We start from the raw sequence: 26,723 nt of genomic DNA on the forward strand, positions 1-26,723 counted from the left end.
TACAACTCCGCAAATCTATCGCGTGGCGGTATCGCACACCTTGGTCGCTCGGCGTGATACCGCACGCGCTGCCCGGCCGCGGGCTAAGCGGGGCCTGCGCCCTCAGGACCCGGGGTAAGGCTGCAGAGCGGGGTCGTCGACGGCGTAGGACCTCACCGGGCCGGCGGGGGTCTCAGCGGTCTCGAAGCGCACGGTCACGACGCCTCGCCCCGAGCCCCAGACCCAGCCGCGGCCCATCTCGGTGTGGACGACGTCCATCCCGGCCGCCCATGTGGGCCGACGGGCCGGCTCGGGGAGCGGAAGCTCGGGCTCGGCGTCCTCGTCGGTGTCCTCACCGAAGAGGTCTTCCTGGATCCAGTCGGCCAGACCGGAGACGCCGACCCCGAGAAGGCGTACGCCGCCGGCCGTCTCGCCCGCGGTGAACAGCTCGCCGAGCAGGGTCCTGGCCAGGCGGGCGATGGTGCCGGCCTGGTCGGTGGGGGCCGGGAGTGTCGCCGAGCGGTTGATGGTGGTGAAGTCGTAGAGCCTGATCTTGATCGTGATGGTGCGGCCGGAGAGGCCGTTCTTCTTCAGGCGGGCGGCGACCTCCATGGCTTGCCGGGTGAGGATCTGCTCCATGAGCGGGCGGTCGGTCAGGTCGGTGTCGTAGGTGCCCTCGACGCTGACCGACTTGGTCTCGCGCTCGGGCTCGACGCGGCGGTCGTCCTGGGCCCGGGCCAGCTTGTAGAGGTTGGTGCCGTGGGACTTGCCCACGAGGCGTACGAGCTCCTCGACGCTGACCTGCTCCAGGTCGGCCACGGTGTGGATGCCGGCGCGACGCAGGCGCTCGGCGGTGGCCGGGCCGACGCCGGGGATCACCTTGACGTTCATCGGGCGGAGCAGGTCGAGCTCGGTGCCGGGCGCCACCACGACCAGACCGTCGGGCTTGTCCAGGTCGCTGGCGATCTTGGCGATGAACTTCGAGCTCGCCAGGCCGACGCTCGCGGTGAGGCCGCCGGTGACCTCGGCGACCTCGGCGCGGATCCTGGCGGCGGTCTCGGTCACCGTCTCGACCTCGAGGTCGGGCAGGTCCGCGGCAGCGAGGTCGACGAAGGCCTCGTCGAGGGAGAGCGGCTCGACCAGCGGTGACAGGTCGCGCAGGATCCCGAAGACCTGCTCGCTGACCAACTTGTAGGCGTGGAAACGCGGGTAGAGGAAGGCGGCGTGCCCGCACAGCGCGCGGGCCTCGCGGGTCGACATCGCCGAGCGGACGCCGAAGGTCCTGGCCTCGTAGGAGGCGGTGCTGACCACGCCGCGCCCGCTGATCCCGCCGACGACCACCGGCTTGCCGCGCAGCGACGGCTTGTCGCGCTGCTCGACCGAGGCGAAGAACGCGTCGAGGTCGAGGTGCATCACCGACGCGTGCGGTCTCATGGTGGCAACCTATCGGGCAGCGGGGACAGTCTCGCCCGATAATCCGCGCCGTTGACCGTCCACAACAAATGTTCGAGCACGAGTTGTGCACAGGTGCGGATATTGACCGGGAGACTGTCGGCGGTCGCAGGGAGCGTGGTCCGCATGACCACGAAACTCTCCATCACCCGTCCCGAGGACGTCCTGGCAGCCGTTCCCATCCTGCTGGGGTTCCAGCCCGAGAAGTCGATCGTCATGCTGACCTTCGGCGGAGATCACCAGGTCCACGGCAGGATCGACCTACCGCCACCGGGCGAGGTCGAGACCTGCCTGGACAGCCTGCTCCTGCCCGCGGTCCGCCATCAGGTGCGCGGTGTCCTGCTCGTCCTCTACGACAGTGGCCCACGGTTCGGGGCGAAGCTGGCCCGACGTCTCGCCGAGCGGCTCGCCGAATGCGACATCGACCTGATCGGCTGCCTGCGGGTCCATGGTGGCCGCTGGTTCGACCCGCTCGGATTCCACGGCAATCCCGACGAGGGTGTGCCCTTCGACGTGGACCAGCATCCGTTCCGTGCCCAGGCCGTCTATGACGGACACCTGGTGCACCGCTCGCGCGGTGACCTGGTCGCCTCCATCGCCGCGGTCCCCGCTGCCGTCGCCGAGACCGAGGTGGCGCTGGGCCAGGCGTCCTCCATGAAGCTCTACGAGGTCGGCCGCCTGATCGACGACGCGCTCGCCGGCGTCGTGCTGTCGGCGGGCCAGATCGCCTCCCTGCTGCTGGCTCTGGGCGACCCGCAACGACGCGACGCCGCCTGGGGAGGGATGACCCGCGCGGAGGCCAAGGCCCACGTGCGCCTGTGGACCGATGTCGTACGCCGCAGCCCCGACGACCACGTCGCCCACCCTGCGGCCGTGCTGGCCTTCGCCGCCTGGCTGGGCGGTGACGGCGCGCTCGCCTGGTGCGCCCTCGATCGGTGCTTCGCGAGCGAGCGTCACCACGGTCTCGGAGTGCTGGTCGCGCAGATGCTCGAGGGAGCGGTTCCTCCTGCTGCCTGGGAGGAGGCGCTCACCTGGCCGGGCCTCCCTGCCTAGCCGACCTAGACGGTCCGGTAGCGCAGCCGCTTCCACCGACGCGACAGCCCTGAGCGGGGGTCGATCCACGCGTTGCGGGTCACGACGACGTATGTCAGGGGCTCGCCGATCTCCCGGAACGCCTGGCGGGCGGCGGCGAGCCAGCGCAGATCGACGTCCTCGAACTCCGGTTCGCGCCCGTCCACCGCTTCTGCGGCGCGGGTCAGCCACACGATCGGGTCGGGCACGCCGACCCGCCGCCGCATGCTGTGGATGATGTCGGCGCGCAGCCACTGGTCGGTGGGCTCGTCCTCGCGATGTGCATGGGCGACCTCCTTGCCGCCGGGGATGCCGAGATGCACGAGCGCCAGGAACGAGCGCCGGTGCTCGGTGGCGGTGTGGTCGAGCACGGCACGCCTGAGTCGCTTCTCGAGCAGAGGCGAGAGCGGCTCGTGGAGACCCTCGACGCTTGTCTCGGACAGAGTGGACATGGAGGCCATGGGCCTAGCGTGCAACGGATGCCTGATTCGCGCGACCGTCTTTCCACAGGGTTCGCGAGCTCACAGGCCCGTCTCGATGATCCGGGCCGACGCGGCGGCGCCGTCGGCTCCTGCGTACGCCTGCTGCACCTCTTCAGCCGCGGCACGAATCCCCGGATCGGTGAGGACACGACGGACGGCCGCGACGAACTCGGGGGATCCGACCCGCTTCGGAGAGACCGCGATCGCGTTCCCGCGCTGCTCGCACAGCCGCACGTGCCAGGTCTGCTCGGGTTGCAGCCCCATGCCGACGAAAGGGATACCGCTCGCGCACGCCGTCTGGACCGTGCCCTGCCCGCCGTGCAGCACAGCCGCGTCGACCAGCCCACCCAGCCGGTGCGCCGGCAGCAGCTCGGTGACGTGGACGTTGGACGGGAGAGACTCGCCGCCACGCAGGTAGTGGGAGATCGGCGCGATCACGTTCACCGGAAGCGTGCCGAGCGCCTGGGCAGCGGCGATGGCGAGGTCACGGTTCGCCGAGGACCCCAGCGCGAGATACACCAGCGGGCGTGATGCGGCGGCCAGCTCCTCGACGACCGGCGGTATCGGCGCCTCGATGTGGGCGAAGATCGGCCCGACTCGCTCGTAGCCGTCCGGCAGCGTGAATCCCTCGAGCTCCCACGGCATCTCGGTCAGCAGGTTGCGATCGGCGGTGATGAGCGACGAGATGGTCCGGAGAGGAGGTACGCCGTTCGCGACCGCAACGGAGGCGAACGGTCGTGGCGCGAGCGGCGCCTTGGTGTAGATCCAGCGAAAGGCGGCCGTGGCCAGACGATCCGCGAGTCGCGCCATAGGGCCACGCCCGTCCACGAGGAACAGATGGCGGGCCTGACGCACCTGCGGCTCGGTCAGTGCGAAGGGGACCGGGTAGTAGAGCGGCACGCCCTCGGCGCGCGCAGAGATGTACGAGGTCAGGTTGGATCCGGTCGCGACGGCTGCAGCGCCCTGCTCACGGATGAGCTCCCGCTCGGTGGCGACGCGTTCGGAGACCACCTGCTCGGTGTAGGGGTTCTTCAGTGTCCTTCCCTGGTCGAACGCGATCAGCTGATCGCGTTCGAGGCGCGTGAACGCGGGAGCTCGCGAGATGTAGTCGAATCCGGCATCACGGATGAGGTCGACATAGTCGTCCTCGTAGCCCATGAACACCGCACGGTGGTCCGGACTCAGCGCCCGAGCCACCTGAATCATCCGGGTGGTCTCGGCGAGGTTGAAGGTCACCGGACAGAACAGCACGGTCGCCATCGAGACGTCCCCTCCGGACCCGTGTCGGTCCACGCCCGTCGTTTCGGATGCACGAAACGTATCGCGTTCGCGTGGATCGCTTCGGCTTCGACAGCGTGTTGGCTCGTCCGATGAGGCAAGATGTCCCTTATGCCTTCGCTCCACATCACCGGCGACGAGGCCGCCGACAAGCTGCTCTCCGAGGATCCGTTCGCGCTGCTGCTGGGCATGGCCCTGGATCAGCAGTACCGGATGGAGGATGCGTTCAAGGGAGGTCACAAGCTGGTGACCCGCCTCGGGCATCTGGATCCCGCCAAGATCGCCGAGATGGATCCCGACGAGTTCAAGGCGGTCGCCTCGACGCCGCCGGCGATCCACCGCTTCCCCGGCTCGATGTCGGCGAAGGTGCAAGGGATCGCGACCATCGTCACCAACGAGTACGGTGGCGACGTCACCCGGCTGTGGACCGAGGCAACCAGCGGCAAGGACCTGCTCAAGCGGGTCCAGGCGCTGCCGGGTTTCGGAAAGCAGAAGGCGCAGATCTTCGTCTCGTTGCTCGCCAAGCAGCTGGGGGTGCGGCCCGAGGGCTGGGAAGAGGCGGTCGGGGACTACGCGCTCGATGGTTACCGTTCTGTGGCTGACGTCGTCGACGGTGCGTCGTTACAGAAGGTGCGTGACTACAAACAACAGAAGAAGGCCGCAGCCAAAGCGGCCGGATGAGTCGATGGTGAACACGACGCCCCGGATGGGGACTGTTCACCACCACCGTGGCAGAATGAATCTGCGGCTCTTGACGACCCCGGGCCCTGCCGCGCCCAAACTGAGTTTTTGATAAGTCTCGACCAAGTTCGACGGAGAGGTGTTCGTGTCCTCGAACGCGCGCAAGATACCCGCTGAGGTACTCGCCCACCCTGCCGTGAAGGCACTGATCGACCAGGCCAAGCCGACCGGCCGGGTGACTCCAGACCAGGTCCGCCAGGCCAGCGAGGATGCCGCGGTCGAGCCCAGGCACCTCAAGGCCCTGCTCGGTCACCTGAGCACGCTCGGCATCTCGGTGGACCTCGGCACCGCGGTCACCGGCCGTGCCGCGGCGGCGACGACCTCGACCCGCAAGACCACCACGGCCAAGGCCCCGGCGAAGAAGGCTGCCGCCAAGAAGGTCGCCGCCGAGGCCGAGAAGCCGGCGGCCAAGGTGGCGGCGAAGAAGGCCGACGAGCCCAAGCCGAAGAAGACGACCGAGATCGACGAGGACGGCGAGGAGATCGTCCTCGAGGATGTCGACGTCGACGTCGACGACCTCGATGTCGACGACTCGGACACCGACTCCGACGAGGAGACCACGGTCGTCACGATCGGGCCCGACGGCAAGAAGGTCCTGCCCGACATCCCTGACGAGCAGTTCGAGAAGGACGTCGCGGCCGACCCGACGATCAAGGAGGACGAGAAGGAAGCCTCGAAGCAGAGCTTCGTGGTCTCCACCTCCGACGACACCGACGAGCCCGAGCAGACCGTCATGGTCGCCGGCGCGACGGCCGACCCGGTCAAGGACTACCTCAAGCAGATCGGCAAGGTCCCGCTGCTCAACGCCGAGATGGAGGTCGAGCTCGCCAAGCGGATCGAGGCCGGTCTCTTCGCGGAGGAGAAGCTCGGCAAGGGCGGCAAGATCACTCCGAAGAACCTCGACGAGCTCGAGTGGATCGCCGAGGACGGCAAGCGCGCCAAGAACCACCTCCTCGAGGCCAACCTCCGTCTGGTCGTCTCGCTGGCCAAGCGCTACACCGGCCGCGGCATGCTCTTCCTCGACCTGATCCAGGAGGGCAACCTGGGTCTGATCCGTGCGGTCGAGAAGTTCGACTACACCAAGGGCTACAAGTTCTCGACCTACGCGACGTGGTGGATCCGGCAGGCGATCACCCGCGCGATGGCTGACCAGGCCCGCACCATCCGTATCCCGGTGCACATGGTCGAGGTCATCAACAAGCTGGCCCGTGTCCAGCGGCAGATGCTTCAGGACCTGGGCCGTGAGCCCACCCCGGAGGAGCTCGCCAAGGAGCTCGACATGACCCCCGAGAAGGTCATCGAGGTCCAGAAGTACGGCCGTGAGCCGATCTCGCTGCACACCCCGCTGGGTGAGGACGGTGACTCCGAGTTCGGTGATCTGATCGAGGACTCCGAGGCGATCGTCCCGGCCGATGCCGTCTCCTTCACGCTGCTCCAGGAGCAGCTGCACGCGGTGCTCGACACGCTCTCCGAGCGTGAGGCCGGCGTGGTGAGCATGCGCTTCGGTCTGACCGACGGTCAGCCGAAGACTTTAGACGAGATCGGCAAGGTATACGGGGTCACCCGCGAGCGCATCCGGCAGATCGAGTCGAAGACGATGTCGAAGCTGCGACACCCGTCGCGTTCACAAGTGCTGCGTGACTATCTCGACTGACCCTCGTTGGTCACACCGAACGCCTTCCCGGACATCTGGGAGGGCGTTCGCCATTTTCCGAAGAATCGCCCGCGACCGCGGCGCGCTCGGCTAGGTTGCACGGATCAACTGTCCTTCCCCGGGAGGTTTTCTCGTGCGTTTGCGACTCTTACGTTCACATCGTCCGGCTCTGACAGCAGCCGGAGCACTGCTCGGCGGCCTGCTCGTGACAGTGCCGATCACTGCGGTCGCCTCGGCGTCCGGGACCGACTGGGATGCGTGCCTGGAAGGCACGACGGACCGGCAAGCGGTCTTCGAGCGAGCCGCCGAGACCAGCGGCGTGCCCGCCGAGGTGCTGCTCGCGGTCTCCTACATGGAGTCTCGTTGGGACGCGCACGGTGACGCGCCCAGCACCTCGGGTGGATACGGTCCGATGCACCTGACCGACCTTCCGGCCCTGGCGCAGGAGACCGAGGCCCACCCCGACCCGCTGGGGAAGGGCGACGGCTCCGACCAAGAGCGCTCCGCTCTCCAGCGCGAGGAAGCGGCCCGGCTCGGTGAGGTCGAGACGCTGCGTACGGCCAACGACATCACCGGGATCCCGGTCTCCGCCCTGCGCGCGGACGCGGTCGCCAACATCTGCGGCGGCGCCGCGGTGCTGGCCGACTACCAGGAGGCCGCGGGCGGAGCCGAGACGCTGGCCGACTGGAGCGCCGCGGTCGGTCGCTACAGCGGAGCCGCTGACGAGGCGACCGCGCTCAAGTTCGCCCGCCAGGTGTTCGCGACGCTGAGCGCGGGGGAGTCGCGTACGACCAACGACGGGCACGAGGTCGCCCTGGCGGCGAAGCCGGTCGCGGCGAGCGAGGAGGCGGTCGAGCGCCTCGACCTCGCCGAGGCCGACACCGCGGAGGCGGCCGAGTGCCCGGCCGTCCTCGGCTGCGAGTCGCTGCCGGCGCCCTACGCGAAGACCGGCTCCTCGATCGGTGCCTACGGCAACCACGACCTCGGCAACCGGCCTCAGGAGGGCTCGGTCGACTACATCGTCATCCATGACACCGAGACCTCCTACAACGGCACGGTGCGGCTGGTCCAGGACCCGACGTACCTCGGGTGGCACTACACGCTGCGCTCGGTCGACGGGCACGTCGCCCACCACATCCCGGGCAAGAACGTCGGTTGGCACGCCGGGAACTGGTACGTCAACAGCCACTCGATCGGGCTGGAGCACGAGGGCTACGCCGCCAACGGGGCGTGGTACACCGAGGCGATGTACCAGACCTCGGCGACGCTCGTCGGCTACCTGGCCGAGAAGTACGACGTCCCGCTGGACCGTGCTCACATCATCGGCCACGACCAGGTCCAGGGCGTCGCTCCGGCCAATGTCGCCGGGATGCACTGGGACCCGGGCCCCTACTGGGACTGGAACCACTACTTCGAGCTGCTGGACTCGCCCATCAAGCCCGACCGCCGCTCGCGCAGCGCGATCTGGACGGTCAAGCCTGACTTCCAGACCAACACGGGCAACGTGATGACCGGCTGCACCGGGACCGGCGTGCCCTGCCCGAGCGACCGCGGGACCAACTTCGTCAACGTCTACTCCGCGCCGTCCACCGATGCGCCGCTGCTGGCGGACACCGTTGTCGGCGGCTCGGCACGGGTCTCCAACTGGGGCCCGCGCCTGGCCGCCGGGCAGAAGGTCGTCGTCAACGACCGCACCCGTGACGATTGGTGGGGGATCTGGTTCGGCGGCAAGCAGGGCTGGATCCAGAACCCGGACGAGGTGCTCCTGCCCTCCGACGGCAAGGTGATCACCCCGAAGCCCGGCGTCACCGCCAAGATCTACGGGACCGCCTATCCCACCAAGCCCAGCGACTATCCGGCCGGCGTGACACCGCGGACGATCGCGCCGCTGCAATACACCATCCCTGCAGGTCAGCACTACGTGGTGGCCGACGAGACGGTGCCGACCGACTACTACAAGGCGAACAACTTCAACTGCGCCGCCGTCAACGGGGTGCCTGACTGCATCGTGATCAGCGGTGACACCACCTACTACCAGATCTGGTTCAACCACCGGATCGCGTACGTCATGGCCGACGACGTGGTGCTCGCCGACAGCTGATCTCACGTGTGCCACCGCGGGGATACCTGGATCACCGGGTATCCCCGCACCCGGCTTACGGGGTGAGGAACAGCCCGACGACCCAGACGATGGTGGCGAGGGTGGCAGCGGTGGCGTCGATCACGATAAACAGGCCCATGGCCTTCAGCGCGGTCCAGGTGGAGGCCCAGGCGCTCGTGGCGTCGCCACCGTGGCGGCGCAGCTCGGCCAGGAAGACGCCGACCGGGAAGCCGACGAAGAGCCCGACGACGGGGATCACGAAGAAGCCGACGATGGCGAGGATCGCGCCGACGATCTGGGTCGACAGCGGCATCCCGGAGTCCTTGAGACGCTTGCCGGGGATGGCGTACTTGGTGATCAGGCCGACGGCGATGAATGCCGCGGAGATGCCGAAGACCACCCATCCGGTGGACTCTCCGAGCCAGATGGCCCAGCCGAGGATCGCGGCGGCGACGAGAAGCGCCCCGCCGGGAAGGATGGGGACGATGATGCCGGCGATGCCGAAGGCGATGACCAGCGCGACGAGAACTTCGACGAGACTCACGGAGCGAACCCTAGCCCCGTGGTCCGGAGAAAACGCCGGAGGCCCGGACCGTCGTGGTCCGGGCCTCCGGGGAGTCGGTGGGTGGGGTCAGTTCTTCTCGGTGAGCTTGTGCGTCTCGTCGGTGATCGAGCTGGCGATCTCCTTGAGCTTCTCACCGTGCTCGCGGGCGTGGTGGGCGCAGAACAGCAGTTCGCCGCCGGAGTGGAGCTCCGCGCGTACGTAGGCCTGCGCTCCGCACCGGTCGCAACGGTCCTCGGACGTGAGCGGCGAGCTGGTGGCAACGGCAGTGGTCACATCGGCCTCATTTCTGAATCATGATTGCGCCGGGATAACGTACGTGAGCCGTGGAAGATTCCCTAGATCGCTAGCGTCTCTTCGCGAACCCTTACCTCCGCCGCACCTCAATCCTTGCAGTTGTCGCTCCAAGTCGGGGATCCGGGTCGGACCTACCCCGCGGGACATCGCTGTCCGTGAGGACATTCTTACCTGTCGACTGACCATTTCGTGCATCGAAACCCGCAAGTTCCGCGTAACGGACCGATCACGACGTACGTGTGCCGCCCCTCGGTGCCTCGACCGGTTGCCGCGTGCCTGCGTGAGGGCCGGGCGTGTCGCACGGTAGATTTCATCTGAGCAGGACCCACCCCCGCGAGCAACAACGCAGCAGCGCAGTACAGCCAGGAGCCGATCATCTCTGACAACACCTACAACGCCGCGCACCTCCTCGTCCTCGAGGGCCTGGAGGCGGTGCGCAAGCGTCCCGGCATGTACATCGGCTCGACCGATACCCGTGGTCTCATGCACTGCCTGTGGGAGATCATCGACAACGGCGTCGACGAGGCGCTGGCCGGATTCGCGGGCCACGTCGAGGTGGCGATGCACCCCGACGGCTCGGTGGAGGTCTACGACGACGGCCGCGGCATCCCGACCGACAAGGAGCCCCGCACCGGGCTCCCGGGCGTCGAGGTGGTCGCGACCAAGCTGCACGCCGGCGGAAAGTTCGGCGGCGGTTCCTACAACGCGACCGGCGGTCTGCACGGTGTCGGCCTCTCGGTCGTCAACGCGCTCTCCAGCCGGATGGACATCGACGTGGACCGCTCGCCGGCCCAGCAGGGGATGTCGTTCCGCCGCGGCGTACCCGGTGTCTTCGACGGAGACGGGCCGACGGCGGGCTTCACCCCGCAGAGCGGCCTGACCCGCAAGGGCAAGCGGGTCGCCAAGGGCAAGACCGGCACCCGGATCAGGTTCTGGCCGGACAAGCAGATCTTCACCAAGGACGCCCGCTTCGAGCTCGAGGGTCTGCTCGGTCGCGCTCGGCAGACGAGCTTCATCGTCCCTGGCCTCGAGCTGGTCATCCGCGACCAGTCGGGGGCCGACAAGATCGAGGAGAAGTTCCGCCACGACGGCGGCATCGCCGAGTTCGTCGACTTCCTGGCCAAGGACGAGCCGGTCAGCGGCGTGCTGCGTCTGCAGGGGTCGGACACCTTCACCGAGACCGTGCCGATGCTCGACGACGCCGGCCACATGACCCCGCAGGACGTCGAGCGCGAGCTCGGCGTCGACATCGCGGTGCGGTGGGGGAGCGGCTACGACACCGAGATCCGCTCGTTCGTGAACGTGATCGCCACCCCGAAGGGCGGCACCCACGTCAGTGGTTTCGAGAACGCGCTGACCAAGACCTTCAACGACGCCATGCGCGCGGCCAAGGTGCTCAAGGTCAACGACAAGGACATCGTCAAGGAGGACGTCCTCGAGGGGCTGACCGCCGTGGTGACGGTGCGCCTGGCCGAGCCGCAGTTCGAGGGCCAGACCAAGGAGATCCTCGGCACCCCGGCTGCTCGCAGCGTGGTCCGTAAGGTCGTCGCCGCGGAGATGAAGACGTTCCTCACCGAGTCCCGTGGCGCCCAGAAGCAGCAGGCCAAGCTGGTGATGGAGAAGGTCTACGCCGCCTCCAAGACCCGTCTCTCGCTGCGCCAGCAGAAGGAGAACCAGCGGCGCAAGAACGCGCTGGAGTCCTCCGCGCTGCCCTCCAAGCTCGCCGACTGCCGCACCACCGACGACCGCGCCGAGCTCTTCATCGTCGAGGGTGACTCCGCGCTCGGCACCGCCAAGGTGGCCCGCAATTCGGAGTTCCAGGCGCTGCTGCCGATCCGCGGCAAGATCCTCAACGTCCAGAAGGCCTCGGTCGGCGACATGCTGAAGAACGCCGAGTGCTCCTCGATCATCCAGGTCGTCGGCACCGGCACCGGCCGCAGCTTCGACCTCGATGCCGCCCGCTACGGCAAGATCATCTTCATGGCCGACGCCGACTCCGACGGCGCCCACATCCGTACGCTGTTGGCGACCCTGTTCTTCAAGTACATGCCCGAGCTGATCGCCGCCGGCAAGGTCTACACCGCGGTCCCGCCGCTGCACCGGATCGAGATCTCCAACCCGAAGAAGGGGATGGAGAAATACATCTACACCTACTCCGACCCGGAGCTGCAGCGCAGGCTGGCCGAGCTGAAGAAGAAGAACGTCTCCTGGAAGGACCCGGTGCAGCGCTACAAGGGTCTGGGTGAGATGGACGCCGACCAGCTGGCCGAGACCACGATGGACCCCCGCCACCGGACCCTTCGCCGGCTGACGCTGGACGACGCCGACGCGGCCGCGGCGGTCTTCGACCTGCTGATGGGCTCAGAGGTGGCTCCGCGCAAGGAGTTCATCGTCGCCGGGGGCGGTCAGCTCTCCGAAGACGATCTGGACTTCTGATGGACCAGAAGGCAGCCCGGGTAGCCGCGACAAAGGCGTTCAAGTCCGGCGGCATGCCGCTGCGCAAGGGCCACCACCGGCTCGGTGACCCCAAGAGCGACGACATCGTCTGGTACATCGACCTGCGCGCCCAGGGCGCCGGCCCGTCCGCGCCGCTGCGCTTCGAGATCGGCTGCTGGGTCGCCGCCCTCGGCCACCCGGAGCCCGAGGGCGGCCCGGTCGACTGCCCGCTTCTCCTGGACCGTCCGGTCGCCTCGACCACGCCGGCCGAGATGGGCGAGGAGGTCGGCGAGCTGGTCGACCTCGTCAGTCGCCTCGACTCGGTCGGTGCGCTCGGCGAGGCGCTGACCTCGGGCGACCTCGGTCGTCCACTGGTCGACCAGTCGCTGCGCACCTTCCTGGAGCAGTAGATACGCCGCTGACCCGCGGCTGTCACAGGTCCGAAATGCGGCTTCCTTAGCGTCAGGCTCGCTGTAGCCGAGGTCGAGGAGACGACGATGACGCATGACGGACGCAGAGCTGCCGAGCACCTGACCGCGGGTCTGGGTCGACGAAGGCTGGTGCAGGCGGCACTGGGTGTCGCCGGTGCCGGTGCGGCATCGGTCGGTGCCTCAGGTGCGGCTCACGCCCACGGTTCCGCGGCCCCGAGGAAGCCAGGACGTTTCCGCGGCATCCTGCAGCCGGGCGAGGGCCGGATCGCCGGCGACGTCTACGTGCCGTCGGAGACGGACGACGTGCTGTGGGGCTACGTCCCGTCGGTGCACGCCACGGCCGTGGCGCGGGTGCGGTCCGGGCGTACGGTGACGATCGACTCCATTTCCCACGAGGGCATCCTCGAGGATCAGGGCCGCGACCCGGTCGCGTGGTTCGGCGCGCACGGTGTACGCAGCAAGGACGTGCTCCGCGACGCGGTCGAGGTGGCCGCCTCCTATGACCGCACCCGACGCAACTTCGACGTCGACGGGCCTCATGTGATCACCGGGCCGGTCTTCGTCGAGGGCGCCGAGCCCGGCGACGTGCTCAAGATCGAGACGCTCGAGGCGACCCCGCGGGTGCCGTACGGAATCGTCTCCTCCCGTCACGGCAAGGGCGCGCTCGCGCTCACCAGGGACGGAGCGGCGCCCGCGGGGATCACGCTGGACGAGGTGATGCCAGCGGTGGCGACCGACGGGCGCGCGACCGGGCAGCCCACCGCGTACGGAAACGTGTCGGTCTTCGCCGAGCTCCAGGGCGACAAGGTGAAGATGGGCGCCGGGAGATCCCGGGTGAGCTTCCCGGTGAACACCTTCTTCGGAACGATGGGCGTCGCCTATGCCGAGACCACCGAGCTGACCGCTCCGGAGGCGAACTCGATCCCGCCGACACTCGGCGGCGGCAACATCGACATCAACCTGCTCGGCGTGGGCTCGACGTTCTACCTCCCGGTCAAGGCCGAGGGAGCGCTGTTCTATGTCGGCGACCCGCACATGGCCATGGGCAACGGAGAGGTCGCGCTCACGGCGCTGGAGGGCTCGCTGCGAGGCACGTTCCGACTGACCGTGTGCAAGCCCGGATCGGGTGAGGCTCCATCGGTGGCGTACGACTACCCGTTCGCCGAGACGGACGGCGCCTACATCCCGATCGGCCTCTCCGACCCTGACGGGTCGGTCGGCGGCCAGGGAAGCGATCTCGATGTCGCGATGAGGCGAGCGGTCGTCAACGCCCTCGACTTCCTCGAGCACGACATGGGTCTGGACCGGGCGATCGCGTACGCCTACCTCTCCGCCGCCTCGGACTTCGTGGTCTCGCAGGTCGTCGACCGCACGGTCGGGGTGCACGGGATCATCAGCAAGGCCGACCTCGCCTGATCCGAGGCGTCGGTCAGCGCTCCGCCAGCAGCGCGAAGAGATCGCCGACCTCGCCCAGGTGGCCGAGCTTCTCGGGGTTGAGGACGTTGTGCATCCGGACGATCCGGTCGCCCTCGACGTCGAGCGCGATGACGCCGAGCAGGGCGCCGTCGGCGCCGCGGGTGAGCATCGCCGGCTGGCCGTTGGCGTGGGAGAGCTCCAAGCGTACGCCGAGACGCTCGCCCTGACGCATGAGCCCGAGCAGGAAGCGGGCGACGGCGACGGCGCCGTGCATCGGCTTCTGGATGGCGGGAGCCCGGCCGCCGCCGTCGGCGACGAAGACGACGTCGTCGGCGAGCAGCCGCTCCAGCCCGGTGACGTCGCTCGCGGAGAGCGCGGCGACGAACCTGGAGGCGAGCTGATCGCGGCGCTCGGGTGAGGGCTCGAAGCGTGGGGTGCCGTCGGCGATCCGCTTGCGGGCGCGGGTGAAGATCTGGCGGCAGTTGGTCGCGCTCTTGTCGACGACCGGGGCGATGTCCTCGTAGTCGTAGCCCATCACCTCGCGCAGCACGAACACCGCACGCTCGACCGGCGTGAGCGACTCCAGCAGGACCAGGAACGCGGTGCTGACGGTCTCGTCCAGCTCGAGGCGGTGGCTCGGGTCCTCGTCGGAGACCAGGATCGGCTCGGGCAGCCAGGGGCCGACGTACTGCTCGCGCCGATGGCGGGCCGAGCGGAGGGTGTCGATGGCGATCCGGGTGGTGACGGTCGTGGCGTACGCGTCGAGGTTGTCGACCTCCTCGGTGCTGCGGTGCATCCGCAGGAACGCCTCCTGCACGATGTCCTCCGCCTCGGCGACGCTGCCGAGCATCCGGTAGGCGATCGAGAACATCAGCGGGCGGAGCCCGTCATGAGCGCTTGCGAGGTCCACGAGTGCAGGACCTTACGCCAGCTGTCACACGAGCGCAGGTCGTTTCGTCGGTCGGGTCGACAACGACGAAAGGAACAGGAAATGCGCATCTTCATCGCAGGCGGAACCGGCGCGGTCGGCATCAGGATGGTGCCGCTGCTGGTGGCCGCCGGACACGAGGTGTACGGCTCGACCCGCCACGACGCGGGGTGCGAGACCTTGGCCGGCCTGGGCGCGACCGGGGTCGTGATGGATCCGCTGAACCCGCAGAGCGTCACCGACGCCGTCACCAAGGCTTCGCCCGAGGTGATCGTGCACCAGCTCACCGCGCTGGGCAGCCTCAGCGGGAACCTGAAGAAGTGGGACCAGGACTTCGCGATGACCAACCGGCTGCGCACCGAGGGCACCGACCACCTGCTCGCGGCGGCTCGGGCGGCCGGCGTGCGGCGGTTCGTGGCACAGAGCTTCGGCGGGGGCTGGACCCTTGAGCGCATCGGCGACTGGGTCAAGGATGAGACCTCATCGCTCATCGAGGACCCCGGCAAGGAGGCGCGGGGCACCCTGGCGGCGATCCGTCACCTCGAGGACGCCGTGACGTCGGCATCCGACGTCGAGGGACTGGTGCTGCGCTACGGCAACTTCTACGGCCCGGGCAACGCTGCGTCCCGTGACGGCGCCATCGGTGAGCTGCTGCGCAAGGGCAAGATGCCGGTGGTCGGCGGCGGTACGGGGGTGTGGTCGTTCGTCCACATCGACGACGTGGCCTCCGCGACCGTCGCGGCCATCGACCGGGGCGCGCCGGGCATCTACAACATCGTCGACGATGAGCCGGCGCCGGTGAACCAGTGGATGCCGTTCCTGGCCGAGCAGGTCGGCGGGCGGAACCCGATGCGGCTCCCGGCCTGGCTCGCCCGGCCGCTGATCGGCGAGTTCGGGGTCGCCCTGATGACCTCCGTGCGAGGGTCGTCCAACGCCAAGGCGAAGCGGGAGCTCGGCTGGACCCCGTCCTACCCGACTTGGCGCGAGGGCTTCCGGACCGGGATCGGCTGATCGTGGTTATGGTGGCGCGGTGAAGATGATCGCGTTGCAGGACGAGTGGTGGCCGACGATGACCTGCTTCGGGTGCGGGCCGGCCAACGCGCAGGGGCTCCAGCTGAAGAGCTACCCACAGCTGGACGGGAGCGTGACCGCGACCTTCCAGCCGTGGCCGCAGCACGACAACGGCGGCGGGTTCCTCAACGGTGGCGTCATCGCGACCCTGCTCGACTGCCACAGCGCCGCCGCGGTGCACCAGGAGGCGTTCCTCAACGGCTGGATGCCCGCCGAGGGGGAGTCGCTGGCCTACGTGACGGCCGGGATCGACGTACGCTACCGGCGGCCGGCGCCGCTCAAGGAGCCGGTCACGCTCATCGCCACGGCCGCCGATGCCAGCGAGGACCAGATCACCTCGCTGGTGCGCCTGGAGTGGGGCGGAAAGGTCCGCGCCGAGGGTGAGGCGCTCTGGAAGCGCTGGCGGCCACGCAGCTAGCAGAAACGGCCCCCAACCAGGTTGGGGGCCGTTCCTCGTCACCTCAGTCGAGCAGCTCGGTCACGGTGCCGGCGGCCACGGTGCGACCGCCCTCGCGGACCGCGAAGCCGAGGCCGACCTCCATGGCGATCGGCTTCTCCAGCTCCACCCCGAGCTCGATCGTGTCGCCGGGCATGACCAGGGCGATGTCACCCAGGTCGATCCCGCCGGGCACGTCCGTGGTCCGGAAGTAGAACTGCGGCCGGTAGTCCGCGGCGAACGGCGTGTGCCGCCCGCCCTCGGCCGTGGTCAGCGCGTGCAGGTTCGCCCGGAACCTCCGGTGCGGACGTACGCTGCCGGGCAGTGCCACCACCTGGCCGCGACGCACCTCGTCGCGCTTGATGCCGCGCAGCAGCACCGCGGCGTTGTCGCCCGCCTCGGCGGACTCCAGCGACTTGCCGAACGTCTCCAGACCGATCGCGGTGCTGGTGACCGTCTCGCCGAGGCCCACGACCTCGACCGCGTCGCCGACCTTCAGCGAGCCGCGCTCGACGGCACCGGTGACGACCGTGCCGCGGCCGGTGATGGTCACGACGTTCTCGATCGGCATCAGGAACGGCTCGCCGAGCTCACGCTCGGGAACCGGCACGTAGTCGTCGATCGCGTCCAGCAGGTCACCGATCGCGGCGATCCACTCCGGGTCACCCTCGAGCGCCTTCAGCCCGGACACCCGGACCACGGGCACGTCGTCGCCGGGGAACCCGTACTCGGAGAGGAGGTCGCGGACCTCCAGCTCGACCAGGTCGAGCAGCTCCGGGTCGTCGACGGTGTCGGCCTTGTTGAGCGCCACCACCAGGTACGGCACGCCCACCCGGCGCGCGAGCAGCACGTGCTCGCGCGTCTGCGGCATGGCACCGTCCTGAGCGGAGACGACCAGGATGGCGGCGTCCACCTGGGCGGCGCCGGTGATCATGTTCTTCACGTAGTCGGCGTGCCCGGGCATGTCGACGTGCGCGTAGTGCCGGGTGGCGGTCTCGTACTCGACGTGCGAGATGTTGATCGTGATCCCGCGCTGCAGCTCCTCCGGGGCACGGTCGATGCCGTCGAAGGCGATGAAGCGGTTCACGTCGGGGTCGCGCTCAGCGAGCACCTTGGTGATCGCGGCGGTCAGGGTGGTCTTGCCGTGGTCGACGTGACCCATCGTCCCGATGTTGAGGTGCGGCTTGGTCCGCACGAACTGGCTCTTGGCCATGAGAGTTCCTTGTGTGTCAGAAGATTTCGGGGTGAGCCAGGACCCTCCGGCAAGCCCTCACAGCGCTGTCACCGCGATGAGGGGGCCGGTGCGGGCCACCCTCCTCCGCGGGTCCTGTGAGACAGGAGGAGGGTCAGCTTTCGGCGCCGGTGCAATCGACTGACGGAGCCCACGTGGGAGCGCCCGTCAGGCCCTTGCCTGACAGGTCGAACTCGGAAACCACGCGGAACATGCGCATCACGTTAGGTGCCAACACAGACACCCGCAATGTAATTCCCGGCTAGCGCGCCTCCAGACGCACCACGACCGACTTCGAGGTCGGGGTGCGGCTGCCGTCGGCGTAGGAGTCGAGCGGGATCAGGACGTTCGTCTCCGGGAAGTAGGCCGCGGCGGAGCCGCGAGGGGTGCCGTAGGAGACGACGCGGAAGCCCTCAGCACGCCGCTCGCCGTCGGTCCAGACCGAGACGATGTCGACGGTGGCGCCGTCGCCGATGCCGAGGTCGCGGAGGTCGTCGGGGTTGACGAAGACGACGTGACGGCCGCCCTTGATGCCGCGGTAGCGGTCGTTGTAGCCGTAGACGGTCGTGTTGAACTGGTCGTGGGAGCGGAGCGTCTGCAGCAGCAGGTGGCCCGGGGGAGCGGAGATCGCGGTCAGCGGGTTGGCGGTGACCCGGGCGCGGCCGGTCGCGGTGTTGAAGGTGCGCGAGTCGCGGGGACCGTTGGGCAGTGCGAACCCGCCGGGCGCCTTCAGGCGGGTCTCGAAGTCCTCGAAACCCGGGACCACCGCGGAGATGTGCCGACGGATCTGGGAGTAGTCCTGACCCATCGTGGCCCAGTCGACGCCTTGATCCGAGCCGAACAGAGCCTCGCCGATGGCGCAGATGATGCCGATCTCGCTGCGCAGCTCCTTCGAACCGGGGAGCAGCCGGCCGTAGGAGGCGTGGACCATGCCCATCGAGTCCTCGACGGTGACGTACTGCTCGCGGCCACCGGTCTCGTCGCGCTCGGTGCGGCCCAGGCAGGGCAGGATCAGGCCCTCGCGGCCGTGGTGGAGATGGCTGCGGTTGAGCTTGGTCGAGATCTGGACGGTGAGACCGACGTCGGCCAGCGCCGCGGTGGTGACGGCGGTGTCCGGTGTGGCTGCGGCGAAGTTGCCGCCCAGGGCGACGAAGACATCGACACCACCGTCGCGCATCGCCTCGATCGCGGCGACCACGTCGAAGCCCTCCTCGCGCGGCGGCGTGATGCCGAACTCGGCACCGACGGCGTCGAGGAACCACGCCGGCGGCTTCTCCCAGATGCCCATGGTGCGGTCACCCTGCACGTTGGAGTGACCACGGACCGGGCACGCGCCCGCCCCGGGCTTGCCGATGTTGCCGCGCAGCAGCAGGAACGAGGCGATCTCGCGGATCGTGGCGACCGAGTTCTTGTGCTGGGTCAGGCCCATCGCCCAGCACACGATGATGCGCTCGCGCGTCTCGACCAGGTCGGCCAGCGACTCGATCTCCTCGCGCGAGATGCCGCTGAGCCTGGTGATGTCGTCCCATTCCATCGCTGCCCACGCCTGCGCGGCGACCTCGAACCCGTCGGTGTGCTGCTCCAGGAACGCGTGGTCGACGGCGTCGCGCTCGACGAGGATCTTGTTGATCCCGGCGAACAGGGCGAGGTCGCCGTTGACCTGAACGGGCACGTGCAGGTCGGCGAGCTTGGTGCCGGCCCCGGTGACGCCGCGTACGGTCTGGGGGTTGCGGAACCGTCCGAGCCCGGCCTCGCGCAGCGGGTTGACCGAGACCACCTTCGCGCCGTTCTCCTTGGCGGACTCGAGCGCGGTGAGCATCCGGGGGTGGTTGGTGCCGGGGTTCTGGCCGACCACGAAGATCAGGTCGGAGTGCTCAGCGAGGTCGTCGTAGGTCACGGTGCCCTTGCCGATGCCGATCACCTCGCCGAGCGCGGTGCCGCTGGACTCGTGGCACATGTTGGAGCAGTCGGGCAGGTTGTTGGTCCCGAGCTGGCGGGCGAGCAGCTGGTAGGCGAAGGCGGCCTCGTTGGAGGCGCGGCCGGAGGTGTAGAAGACCGAACGGTCGGCGTCGGTCGCGCGCAGGCGATCGGCGATCAGCGCGATCGCGTCGGACCAGGAGATGGGGGAGTAGTGGGTCTCGCCGGGGCCGACGTACATCGGCTCGGTCAGCCGGCCCTGCGCCTCCAGCCAGTGGTCGTCACGCTCGTCGAGCGAGGCGATCGAGTGGGCCGCGAAGAAGTCGCGGTCGACCCGTTTGCGGGTGGCCTCCCAGGCCACTGCCTTGGCGCCGTTCTCGCAGAACTCCGCCGGCTTGCGGTGGTCGGGGTCCGGCCAGGCGCACGAGGGGCAGTCGAAGCCGCCGACCTGGTTGACCTTGAGGAGCGTCTGCAGGCTGCGCTTGGGGCCCATCTCGCGCAGTGCGTACTCCATCGAGTGGAGCACCCCGGGGATCCCGACCGCAGCCGTCTCCGGCTCGCGGACGCGGAGGGTGGGCTCGGGCAGGTCGGCGGGGGTTTCGTTGCTCACCTCCGCAAGATTACTCCGTGGCGATCGCCTTGAGGACGTCCTCCCTCCCCGCGCGGATGGCGGGGAGGAGCGCGGCCAGGACACCGACGACCACGGCGACGCCGAGGAAGAGTGCCAGCTGGTCGAGGGGCACCCACAGGCTGGTCAGGTCGTCGCGCAGAGCGTCGCGCAGCAGTACGCCGAAGAGCACCCCGAGGGCGAGCCCGAGGACCGCGCCGAGCACCGCGATCGTCACCGACTCCAGGGTGATCATCCGGCGCAGCTGGCCGCGCGAGAGCCCGATCGCCCGGAGCAGGCCGATCTCACGGGTGCGCTCGATGACGCTCAGGCCGAGGGTGTTGACGATGCCGATCACCGCGATCACGATCGCCAGCGCGAGCAGGCCATAGATCATGTAGAGCAGCTGGTTGACCTGACCCTTGATCGACTCGGCGAACTCGTCCTTGTCCTGCACCGCGACCACGGGACGGTCCGCGACGAGCTCGTCGAGACGCTCATGGACGACGTCCGGATCGGCTCCCGGAGCGAGCAGGATGCTGAGCGAGGCGTCCTCCCGCGGCACCTTGGCCTCGGCGAGATCCTCGATGCGTACGGTGATGTCCCCGGTCACCTGGGTCTTGGCGATGATCCCACTGATCCGAGGATGCAGCTGGCGGCCGCTGCGGAAGGTCAGGTCGACACGGTCGCCGAGCTGCCACTTGTGCTCCTTCGCGGTCTCCTCGGTGACCAGGACCTGACCGGGCTTGACGTCGTCGCTGCCCTTGAGCACGTCGAGATCGTAGATCTGCGGCATGTGCTCGTCGACGCCGAAGAGGAAGGCGGGTTCGTTCTTCTTCGGGTTCTGCAGGTCCACCTTGCCGACGACCGCCTGGGCGATCTGGGAACGGGAGACGGTGGCGACACCCTCGACCTGCTCCATCTCGTCACCGATGGAGGTCGGGAACGGGGTGAAGGTGGGGCTCTGCACGATCAGGTCGGGCTTGAACTCGTCTTCGACCACGTCGGAGATCGAGGCGTTCATGGAGGCGGCGAGCACCCCGATCAGCGAGACCAGCGCCAGCCCGATCATCAGTGCCGAGGCGGTGGCGCCGGTGCGCCGCGGGTCGCGCATCGCGTTCTGGCCGGCCAGCTTGCCGGTCATCCCGAAGACAGCACCCGAGACGGTACGCAGCGCCGCGAGCACCGGGCGTCCGAGGAACGCGCTGATCCAGGCGACCGAGAGGATCGAGACGCCCGCGCCGACGCCCACCCACAGCGCCGGGCTCGTCGGCACCTCGAACCCTCCGGGCAGGCGGATCTCGGGGATCCCGATCCGCGGCATCGCCGCGAGCACGAGGCCGGCGACCAGCAGGGCGAGCCCCGCCGACGTACGCAGGGCGGTGGATCTGGCCGGAGGCTGGGTGTCCTCGCGCATGGCCGCCACCGGCGGGACCTTCGCGGCCCGCCGCGAAGGCAGGAGCGCGGCGGCAAGCGTGACGAAGACGCCCACGGCGTAGGAGATCGCGATGGTGCGTGGGGTCAGGTCCAGAACGTCGGAAGCGATCTCCAGCCCGGCCTGGCGGAAGACGGCGGCCAGACCGTGGGCCAGCCCCCAGCCGGCGAGGACGCCGATGGTGGAGGCGATCAGCGCCATGACCAGGGCCTCGAAGAGCACCGAGACGGTGACCTGGCGTCGTGAGGCGCCCAGGGCCCGCAGCAGCGCCAGCTGGCGCGAGCGCTGCGCGATCAGGATCGAGAAGGTGTTGACGATGATGAAGGCACCGACGATCACCGCGATCACGGCGAAGACGATCAGGAAGACCGAGATCACGTCGAGGAAGTCGCCGATGGCGTCCTCGGACTCTGCGACGGCCTCGTTGCCGGTGATCGCCTCGAAGCCCTTCGGGACGACGGTGTTCGCGGCCTCGGCCAGCTCCTTCTGGCTGACGCCCGGCGCGGCGGTGAGCGAGACCGCGGAGTAGACGTCCTTGCCCTCGGTGAACAGCTCCTGCGCTCCGGCCGTGCTGAAGACGAGCAGCTGGGCGCCGGCGGTGCCGCCTCCGTTGAAGGCGGCGATGCCGGTGAGGGTGACCGAGCGCCGGGTCTCACCCTGGGGCGCGATCAGAGTGACCGCGTCGCCCACCCGATAGCCGGCCTTCTCCGCGGTCGACTTGTCGAGGACGAGCTCCTTCGTCGTCGCCGGCCAGCTGCCCTCCTCGAGCTCGAGCATCGGCTCGCCGAGCAGGTTGGGGGTGCCGGTGTGGTTGAAGGCCAGCGTCGGCGCGCCCGAGCTGTTGACCAGCTTGTCGTCGGTGTCGAGCACGTAGAGCCCGGCGCCTTGGACGACACCGTCGGCGCGGGCGACCTCCGGCAGCGTACGCAGCCTCTCGATGGCCTCCGGTGCCAGCGTGGCCTCGCCGCCACCACCGGGGCGGGTGGCCTCGGTCGCGGAGGCGCTGCTGACGGGACGTACCTGCCCGTCGGGCGTGGAGCCGTTGATGATTCCGGAGAACGTGCGGTCGAGCCCGTGCGAGAACGTGAGCACCCCGGCCAGGAACGCCACGCCGAGGACGATCGCGAGCGTCGACATGAGCAGGCGCACCTTGTGCGCGGCGAGGTTGCGCAGGGTCAGCCGTAGCACGCCGCCACCTCCGTTGCGCAAGCGCCAGAGTACGGAGGCGGCGGCGTGATGTTCATGTGGCTCGCTCGCTGACGCTCGCTCACGTCGCCACCTCCGTTGCGCAAGCGCCAGAGTACGGAGGCGGCGGCGTGGTGTTCATGTGGTTCGCTCGCTGACGCTCGCTCACGTCGCCACCTCCGTTGCGCAAGCGCCAGAGTACGGAGGCGGCGGCGAGTTGTGCGTGTGGTTCGCTCGCTGACGCTCGCTCATCCTCACGCGCCTTCGCTGATCGGGTCCAGTCCCATGGCCCGAGCCTGCAGGTCGGCCATGTGGGCGAGGATCTGCTCCCGGCTCGGCGTGGCCAGCTCGTCGACGATGCGGCCGTCGGCCAGGAAGACCACCCGGTCGCAGTAGGAGGCGGCGACCGGGTCGTGGGAGACCATGACGATGGTCTGGCCGAGGTCATCGACGCTGTGGCGCAGGAAGTCGAGCACCTGGGCAGCCGAGGTGGAGTCGAGGTTGCCGGTCGGCTCGTCGGCGAAGACGATGTCGGGCTTGGAGACCAGGGCCCGGGCGCAGGCGACCCGCTGCTGCTGACCGCCGGAGAGCTCGCTCGGCTTGTGATCGAGTCGTTCGCGGAGGTTGACCGTGTCGATGACCTGGGCGAACCACTCCTTCTCCGGCTTCTTCCGGGCCAGGGACAGCGGCAGCAGGATGTTCTCCTGCGCGGTCAGGGTCGGGACGAGGTTGAACGCCTGGAAGACGAACCCGATCTTGTCCCGACGCAGCTCGGTGAGGCGGCGGTCGCGCAGCCTGCCGAGCTTGCGACCGCCGACGATCACCTCACCGGTCGTGGGCTTGTCGAGCGCGGCCAGGCAGTGCATCAGCGTCGACTTGCCCGAGCCGCTCGGGCCCATGATCGCGGTGAACTGCCCGGCGTAGAGGTCCAGGCTCACTCCGTCGAGCGCGCGGACCTCCGCGGCGCCCTTCCCGTAGGTCTTGTGCAGATCGATCGCCTGGGCGGCGATCTCACGCTGCGGCGGGTCCTGCTGTGCAGGGTCTGTGAGGCTCACGCCACAACTCTCGCCTACAGGTGGTTGGCGCGCTTCAGATTTTCTGGTTCAGGAGCCCCGTGTCGACGTCGTAGATGAACCCGCCGACCTTGACGTCCTCGGGAACGAACGGGTGCGAGCGGACCTTGGCGACGTCCTCGGCCAGCGCGCGGACCTGGTCGTCGGTGATGGGCAGGTGGAGCCAGGAGGCGTCCTTGCCGGCGGACTCGGCGAGCTTGGCACGAAGCTCGGCGTCGGTGTTGGAGGCGACCGCACAGCGGGTGTGGGGCACGATCAGGATGCGCTTGACGTTGAGGAGGTGCACGCCGAGCACCAGTGCCTCCATCGCCTGCGGGGTCACCCGGCCGCCGGGGTTGCGGAAGATCTTGGCGTCACCGAGGCCCAGGCCCAGCATGGCGAGCGGCTCGATGCGCGAGTCCATGCAGGTCACGATCGCCACGCCGGCGTGGGCGACGCCGTCAAAGCCTCCGTCGTCGAACTTGTCGGCATATTCGCGGTTCGCGGCAAGCAGGTCATCGAAGTCGGACATGGTGTCAAGGTAGCCGATATCGCGGCGACGGCATCGACCCGTGTCAGATAGCGTGCGCGCCATGAGTGAGCGCCAGCGAACGACCATCAGCCACATGCCGCCAGTTGCGTATTCTCCGCTCTCGTCAACGGAGCTGGCGGCATGATCGACGCCCTACTCGAGCCCAGCGACCTGCCCCACCGACTGCCCCGCTTCGCGGACATCGCGATCGACGACTACGGTCCGGCGATCGAGCAGGGGATGACCGAACAGCTGGCAGCGCTGAGCGCGATCACGTCGTCCCCCGAGGAGCCGACGTTCGAGAACACCCTCGTCGCGCTGGAGCGGTCCGGAGAGCGGCTGGACCGGGTCCTGCGGGTCTTCTTCTCGCTGCTCTCCGCGGACTCCTCCGACGCCCTGGACGAGCTCCATGCTGCGTACGCTCCCCGGCTGGCGGCCCACCACGACGCGCTGCTCCTCGACGACGCGCTCTTCGCGCGGGTGAATGCCGTCTACGAGAACCGGGACGCGCTGGAGGGCGAGGACCGTTATCTGGTCGAGCGCTACCACCATGACTTCGTGCTCGCCGGCGCTGCGCTGGGCCCGGAGCAGAAGGCCCGGCTGCGTGAGCTCAACCAGGAGATCTCCGCCCTGGAGGCGGCGTTCGGGCAGGCGGCGCAGGCAGACTCCAACGACCTCGCCGTGGTCGTCGACACTGTCGAGGAGCTCGCCGGGCTGACCCCGGGAGAGATCTCCGCGGCCGCGGCGGCGGCCGAGGGGCGCGGGCTGGCGGGCAAGTTCCTGATCACGCTGACCCTGTTCACCGCCCACCCCTACCTGTCCGTGCTGGAGAACCGGGAGCTGCGGCAGCGGCTGTTCGAGGCTCAGCTCGCCCGCGGTTCGCGCGGCAACGACAACGACACCCGCTCCATCGCGCTCGACGCGCTGCGGCTGCGGGCGGAGAAGGCGCAGCTGCTCGGGTTCGACAGCTACGCCGGGCTGGTGACGGCCGACAACACGGCCGGCACTCCCAAGGCCGTCCGGGACTTGCTCGAGCGGCTGGCCGCGCCGGCGGCTCGCAACGCCCGGGCCGAGCAGGCCGCGCTCGAGGCGTCCGCGGGCGGGCCGATCGAGGCCTGGGACTGGCCTTACTACGCGGAGAAGGTCCGGGCCTCGGAGTACGACGTCGACCTGGCCGTCCTGCGGCCGTGGTTCGAGGCCGACCGGGTGCTGCGCGACGGTGTCTTCTTCGCCGCCGGTCGACTCTACGGCCTGACCTTCGAGGAGCGGCCCGACCTGCAGGGCTATCACCCCGAGGTGCGCGTCTTCGAGGTCTCGCGCGACGGCGAGCCGATCGGGCTCTTCCTGCTCGACCTCTACACCCGAGACTCGAAGAAGGGCGGTGCCTGGATGAACTCCTACGTCACCGCCAACACGCTACTGGGCGAGCCATCGGCGATCGTGACCAACAACCTCAACGTTCCCAAGCCGGCGCCGGGGGAGCCGACGCTGCTGACCTTCGACGAGGTCAACACCCTCTTCCACGAGTTCGGACACGCGCTCCACGGGCTGTTGGCGCGCGCGACCTACCCGCGGTTCGCGGCGACCTCGGTCTACCGCGACTTCGTCGAGTACCCGTCGCAGGTCAACGAGATGTGGATGCTCTGGCCCGAGGTGCTCGCCAACTACGCCGTGCACTACGAGACCGGCGAGCCGATCCCGGCCGACGTGCTCGGCAAACTCGAGGCGTCCTCCACGTTCAACGAGGGGTTCGCGACGTCTGAATACCTGGCCGCTGCTCTCATCGACCTGGCCTGGCACGAGCTGGCCCCGGGTGACGTACCGACCTCGCCGGAGGCGGTCGAGGAGTTCGAGGCGGCCGCGCTCGCGGCGGTCGGCCTGGACAACCCGGCGGTGCGGTCGCGCTATTACACGGCCTACTTCAAGCACATCTTCGGCGGCTATGCCTCGGCCTACTACTCCTACATCTGGTCGGAGGTCCTGGACGCCGACACGGTGGCGTGGTTCCGGGAGAACGGCGGCCTGACGAGGGAGAACGGCGAGTCGTACGTCCGCTATGTGATCGGTATCGGCGGCACCCGCGACCCGCTGGAGTCCTATGCGGAGTGGCGCGGCCGGCCGGCCCCGATCGCTCCGCTGCTGGAGCGTCGGGGCCTGGCCTGAGGCTCCCGCAGACCCGGGTCAGCGGTCCCGCGGGTCAGCGGGCCCTGCCCAGCTGGACTGCGGGTCGCTGGCGGGGAACGTCTCTTCCTCGGTCTCGTCCTGGCGATCGCGCTCGGCGCCTTCCTCTTCGACCCGCTCCGGGGTGGGGAAGGGGATCGGGGCCTCGGTGCTCTCGTCGGCGCCGGTCTGGGGGTCCTGGGTTTCCTTCTCGACCATGGTTGTGCTCCCGTCTGAAGACTTCGATGATGTCGTCGATGTTCCTCGGC

Annotated in this window: 22 protein-coding genes; 10 read left to right on the forward strand and 12 right to left on the reverse strand. The window is 68.9% G+C overall.

Features of this window, described 5'->3' with window-relative positions:
• Nucleotides 1-102 precede the first annotated feature (102 nt).
• The gene (locus tag WBG06_RS20070) at nucleotides 103-1,413 is read right to left on the reverse strand and encodes a DNA polymerase IV (protein WP_336738732.1); all 1,311 of its coding nucleotides are present in this window, start codon (nucleotides 1,411-1,413) and stop codon (nucleotides 103-105) included.
• Nucleotides 1,414-1,557: 144 nt separating this feature from the next.
• Between WBG06_RS20070 and WBG06_RS20075 the strand changes: the two genes are divergently transcribed.
• The gene (locus tag WBG06_RS20075) at nucleotides 1,558-2,484 is read left to right on the forward strand and encodes a DUF4192 domain-containing protein (RefSeq protein ID WP_336738733.1); all 927 of its coding nucleotides are present in this window, start codon (nucleotides 1,558-1,560) and stop codon (nucleotides 2,482-2,484) included.
• 5 nt (nucleotides 2,485-2,489) lie between these two features.
• Here WBG06_RS20075 and WBG06_RS20080 read toward each other — a convergent pair whose 3' ends face one another.
• Nucleotides 2,490-2,954: a hypothetical protein gene (locus WBG06_RS20080; RefSeq protein ID WP_336738734.1), complete on the reverse strand. Its 465-nt coding sequence runs from the start codon at nucleotides 2,952-2,954 to the stop codon at nucleotides 2,490-2,492.
• 69 nt (nucleotides 2,955-3,023) lie between these two features.
• The gene (locus tag WBG06_RS20085; RefSeq protein WP_336738735.1) at nucleotides 3,024-4,244 is read right to left on the reverse strand and encodes a glycosyltransferase; all 1,221 of its coding nucleotides are present in this window, start codon (nucleotides 4,242-4,244) and stop codon (nucleotides 3,024-3,026) included.
• A gap of 120 nt (nucleotides 4,245-4,364) precedes the next feature.
• Between WBG06_RS20085 and WBG06_RS20090 the strand changes: the two genes are divergently transcribed.
• From WBG06_RS20090 to WBG06_RS20100, 3 genes are all read left to right on the forward strand, one after another.
• Complete coding sequence (locus WBG06_RS20090; protein ID WP_336738736.1) at nucleotides 4,365-4,943, forward strand: HhH-GPD-type base excision DNA repair protein; 579 nt, start codon at nucleotides 4,365-4,367, stop codon at nucleotides 4,941-4,943.
• 145 nt (nucleotides 4,944-5,088) lie between these two features.
• Nucleotides 5,089-6,657 carry an RNA polymerase sigma factor gene (locus WBG06_RS20095; RefSeq protein WP_442945481.1) on the forward strand — a complete coding sequence of 523 codons (1,569 nt, stop codon included), beginning with the start codon at nucleotides 5,089-5,091 and terminating at the stop codon, nucleotides 6,655-6,657.
• A 133-nt stretch (nucleotides 6,658-6,790) separates the two neighbouring features.
• Nucleotides 6,791-8,758, forward strand: a complete 1,968-nt coding sequence (locus WBG06_RS20100) for a peptidoglycan recognition family protein (RefSeq protein ID WP_336738738.1) — start codon at nucleotides 6,791-6,793, stop codon at nucleotides 8,756-8,758.
• A 55-nt stretch (nucleotides 8,759-8,813) separates the two neighbouring features.
• Here WBG06_RS20100 and WBG06_RS20105 read toward each other — a convergent pair whose 3' ends face one another.
• Together WBG06_RS20105 and WBG06_RS20110 are read right to left on the reverse strand one after the other, a co-directional pair.
• Entirely contained in the window at nucleotides 8,814-9,302 is a 489-nt protein-coding gene (locus WBG06_RS20105; RefSeq protein ID WP_336738739.1) for a DUF456 domain-containing protein, read from the reverse strand.
• Between the two features lie 87 nt (nucleotides 9,303-9,389).
• A complete protein-coding gene (locus tag WBG06_RS20110; RefSeq protein ID WP_040756289.1) occupies nucleotides 9,390-9,596 on the reverse strand; it encodes a DUF7455 domain-containing protein in 207 nt (68 codons plus the stop codon).
• A gap of 393 nt (nucleotides 9,597-9,989) precedes the next feature.
• On the opposite strand from WBG06_RS20110, the gene WBG06_RS20115 reads away from it, so the two are divergent.
• From WBG06_RS20115 to WBG06_RS20125, 3 genes are all read left to right on the forward strand, one after another.
• The gene (locus tag WBG06_RS20115) at nucleotides 9,990-12,053 is read left to right on the forward strand and encodes a DNA gyrase/topoisomerase IV subunit B (RefSeq protein ID WP_336738867.1); all 2,064 of its coding nucleotides are present in this window, start codon (nucleotides 9,990-9,992) and stop codon (nucleotides 12,051-12,053) included.
• Nucleotides 12,053-12,463, forward strand: coding sequence for a hypothetical protein (locus WBG06_RS20120; protein WP_336738740.1), 411 nt, complete (start codon nucleotides 12,053-12,055; stop codon nucleotides 12,461-12,463). Before WBG06_RS20115 ends, WBG06_RS20120 begins: the two co-directional genes overlap by 1 nt.
• 87 nt (nucleotides 12,464-12,550) lie before the next feature.
• A complete protein-coding gene (locus tag WBG06_RS20125; protein WP_336738741.1) occupies nucleotides 12,551-13,900 on the forward strand; it encodes an acetamidase/formamidase family protein in 1,350 nt (449 codons plus the stop codon).
• 13 nt (nucleotides 13,901-13,913) lie between these two features.
• Here WBG06_RS20125 and WBG06_RS20130 read toward each other — a convergent pair whose 3' ends face one another.
• The gene (locus tag WBG06_RS20130; protein WP_336738742.1) at nucleotides 13,914-14,810 is read right to left on the reverse strand and encodes an RNA polymerase sigma-70 factor; all 897 of its coding nucleotides are present in this window, start codon (nucleotides 14,808-14,810) and stop codon (nucleotides 13,914-13,916) included.
• 81 nt (nucleotides 14,811-14,891) lie between these two features.
• Between WBG06_RS20130 and WBG06_RS20135 the strand changes: the two genes are divergently transcribed.
• Nucleotides 14,892-15,839: an NAD-dependent epimerase/dehydratase family protein gene (locus WBG06_RS20135; protein WP_336738743.1), complete on the forward strand. Its 948-nt coding sequence runs from the start codon at nucleotides 14,892-14,894 to the stop codon at nucleotides 15,837-15,839.
• 25 nt (nucleotides 15,840-15,864) lie between these two features.
• The gene (locus tag WBG06_RS20140; RefSeq protein WP_336738868.1) at nucleotides 15,865-16,317 is read left to right on the forward strand and encodes a PaaI family thioesterase; all 453 of its coding nucleotides are present in this window, start codon (nucleotides 15,865-15,867) and stop codon (nucleotides 16,315-16,317) included.
• Between the two features lie 43 nt (nucleotides 16,318-16,360).
• On the opposite strand, the gene tuf is transcribed toward WBG06_RS20140, so the two are convergent.
• The 5 genes from tuf to WBG06_RS20165 all read right to left on the reverse strand — a co-directional run bounded on the left by tuf (nucleotide 16,361) and on the right by WBG06_RS20165 (nucleotide 24,294).
• Complete coding sequence (gene tuf, locus WBG06_RS20145; protein ID WP_336738744.1) at nucleotides 16,361-17,548, reverse strand: elongation factor Tu; 1,188 nt, start codon at nucleotides 17,546-17,548, stop codon at nucleotides 16,361-16,363.
• A gap of 280 nt (nucleotides 17,549-17,828) precedes the next feature.
• Nucleotides 17,829-20,093: an FdhF/YdeP family oxidoreductase gene (locus tag WBG06_RS20150; protein ID WP_336738745.1), complete on the reverse strand. Its 2,265-nt coding sequence runs from the start codon at nucleotides 20,091-20,093 to the stop codon at nucleotides 17,829-17,831.
• Between the two features lie 10 nt (nucleotides 20,094-20,103).
• Complete coding sequence (locus WBG06_RS20155) at nucleotides 20,104-22,713, reverse strand: ABC transporter permease (protein WP_336738746.1); 2,610 nt, start codon at nucleotides 22,711-22,713, stop codon at nucleotides 20,104-20,106.
• A 251-nt stretch (nucleotides 22,714-22,964) separates the two neighbouring features.
• A complete protein-coding gene (locus tag WBG06_RS20160; RefSeq protein WP_336738747.1) occupies nucleotides 22,965-23,765 on the reverse strand; it encodes an ABC transporter ATP-binding protein in 801 nt (266 codons plus the stop codon).
• 34 nt (nucleotides 23,766-23,799) lie between these two features.
• Complete coding sequence (locus WBG06_RS20165; RefSeq protein ID WP_336738748.1) at nucleotides 23,800-24,294, reverse strand: beta-class carbonic anhydrase; 495 nt, start codon at nucleotides 24,292-24,294, stop codon at nucleotides 23,800-23,802.
• Nucleotides 24,295-24,435: 141 nt separating this feature from the next.
• On the opposite strand from WBG06_RS20165, the gene WBG06_RS20170 reads away from it, so the two are divergent.
• Complete coding sequence (locus tag WBG06_RS20170) at nucleotides 24,436-26,457, forward strand: M3 family metallopeptidase (RefSeq protein ID WP_336738749.1); 2,022 nt, start codon at nucleotides 24,436-24,438, stop codon at nucleotides 26,455-26,457.
• Between the two features lie 18 nt (nucleotides 26,458-26,475).
• On the opposite strand, the gene WBG06_RS20175 is transcribed toward WBG06_RS20170, so the two are convergent.
• On the reverse strand, nucleotides 26,476-26,673 hold the full coding sequence (locus WBG06_RS20175) for a hypothetical protein (RefSeq protein ID WP_336738750.1): 198 nt from the start codon (nucleotides 26,671-26,673) through the stop codon (nucleotides 26,476-26,478).
• Nucleotides 26,674-26,723 lie beyond the last annotated feature (50 nt).

This window comes from Nocardioides sp. CCNWLW239, from assembly GCF_037137035.1.
Lineage (GTDB): Bacteria > Actinomycetota > Actinomycetes > Propionibacteriales > Nocardioidaceae > Nocardioides.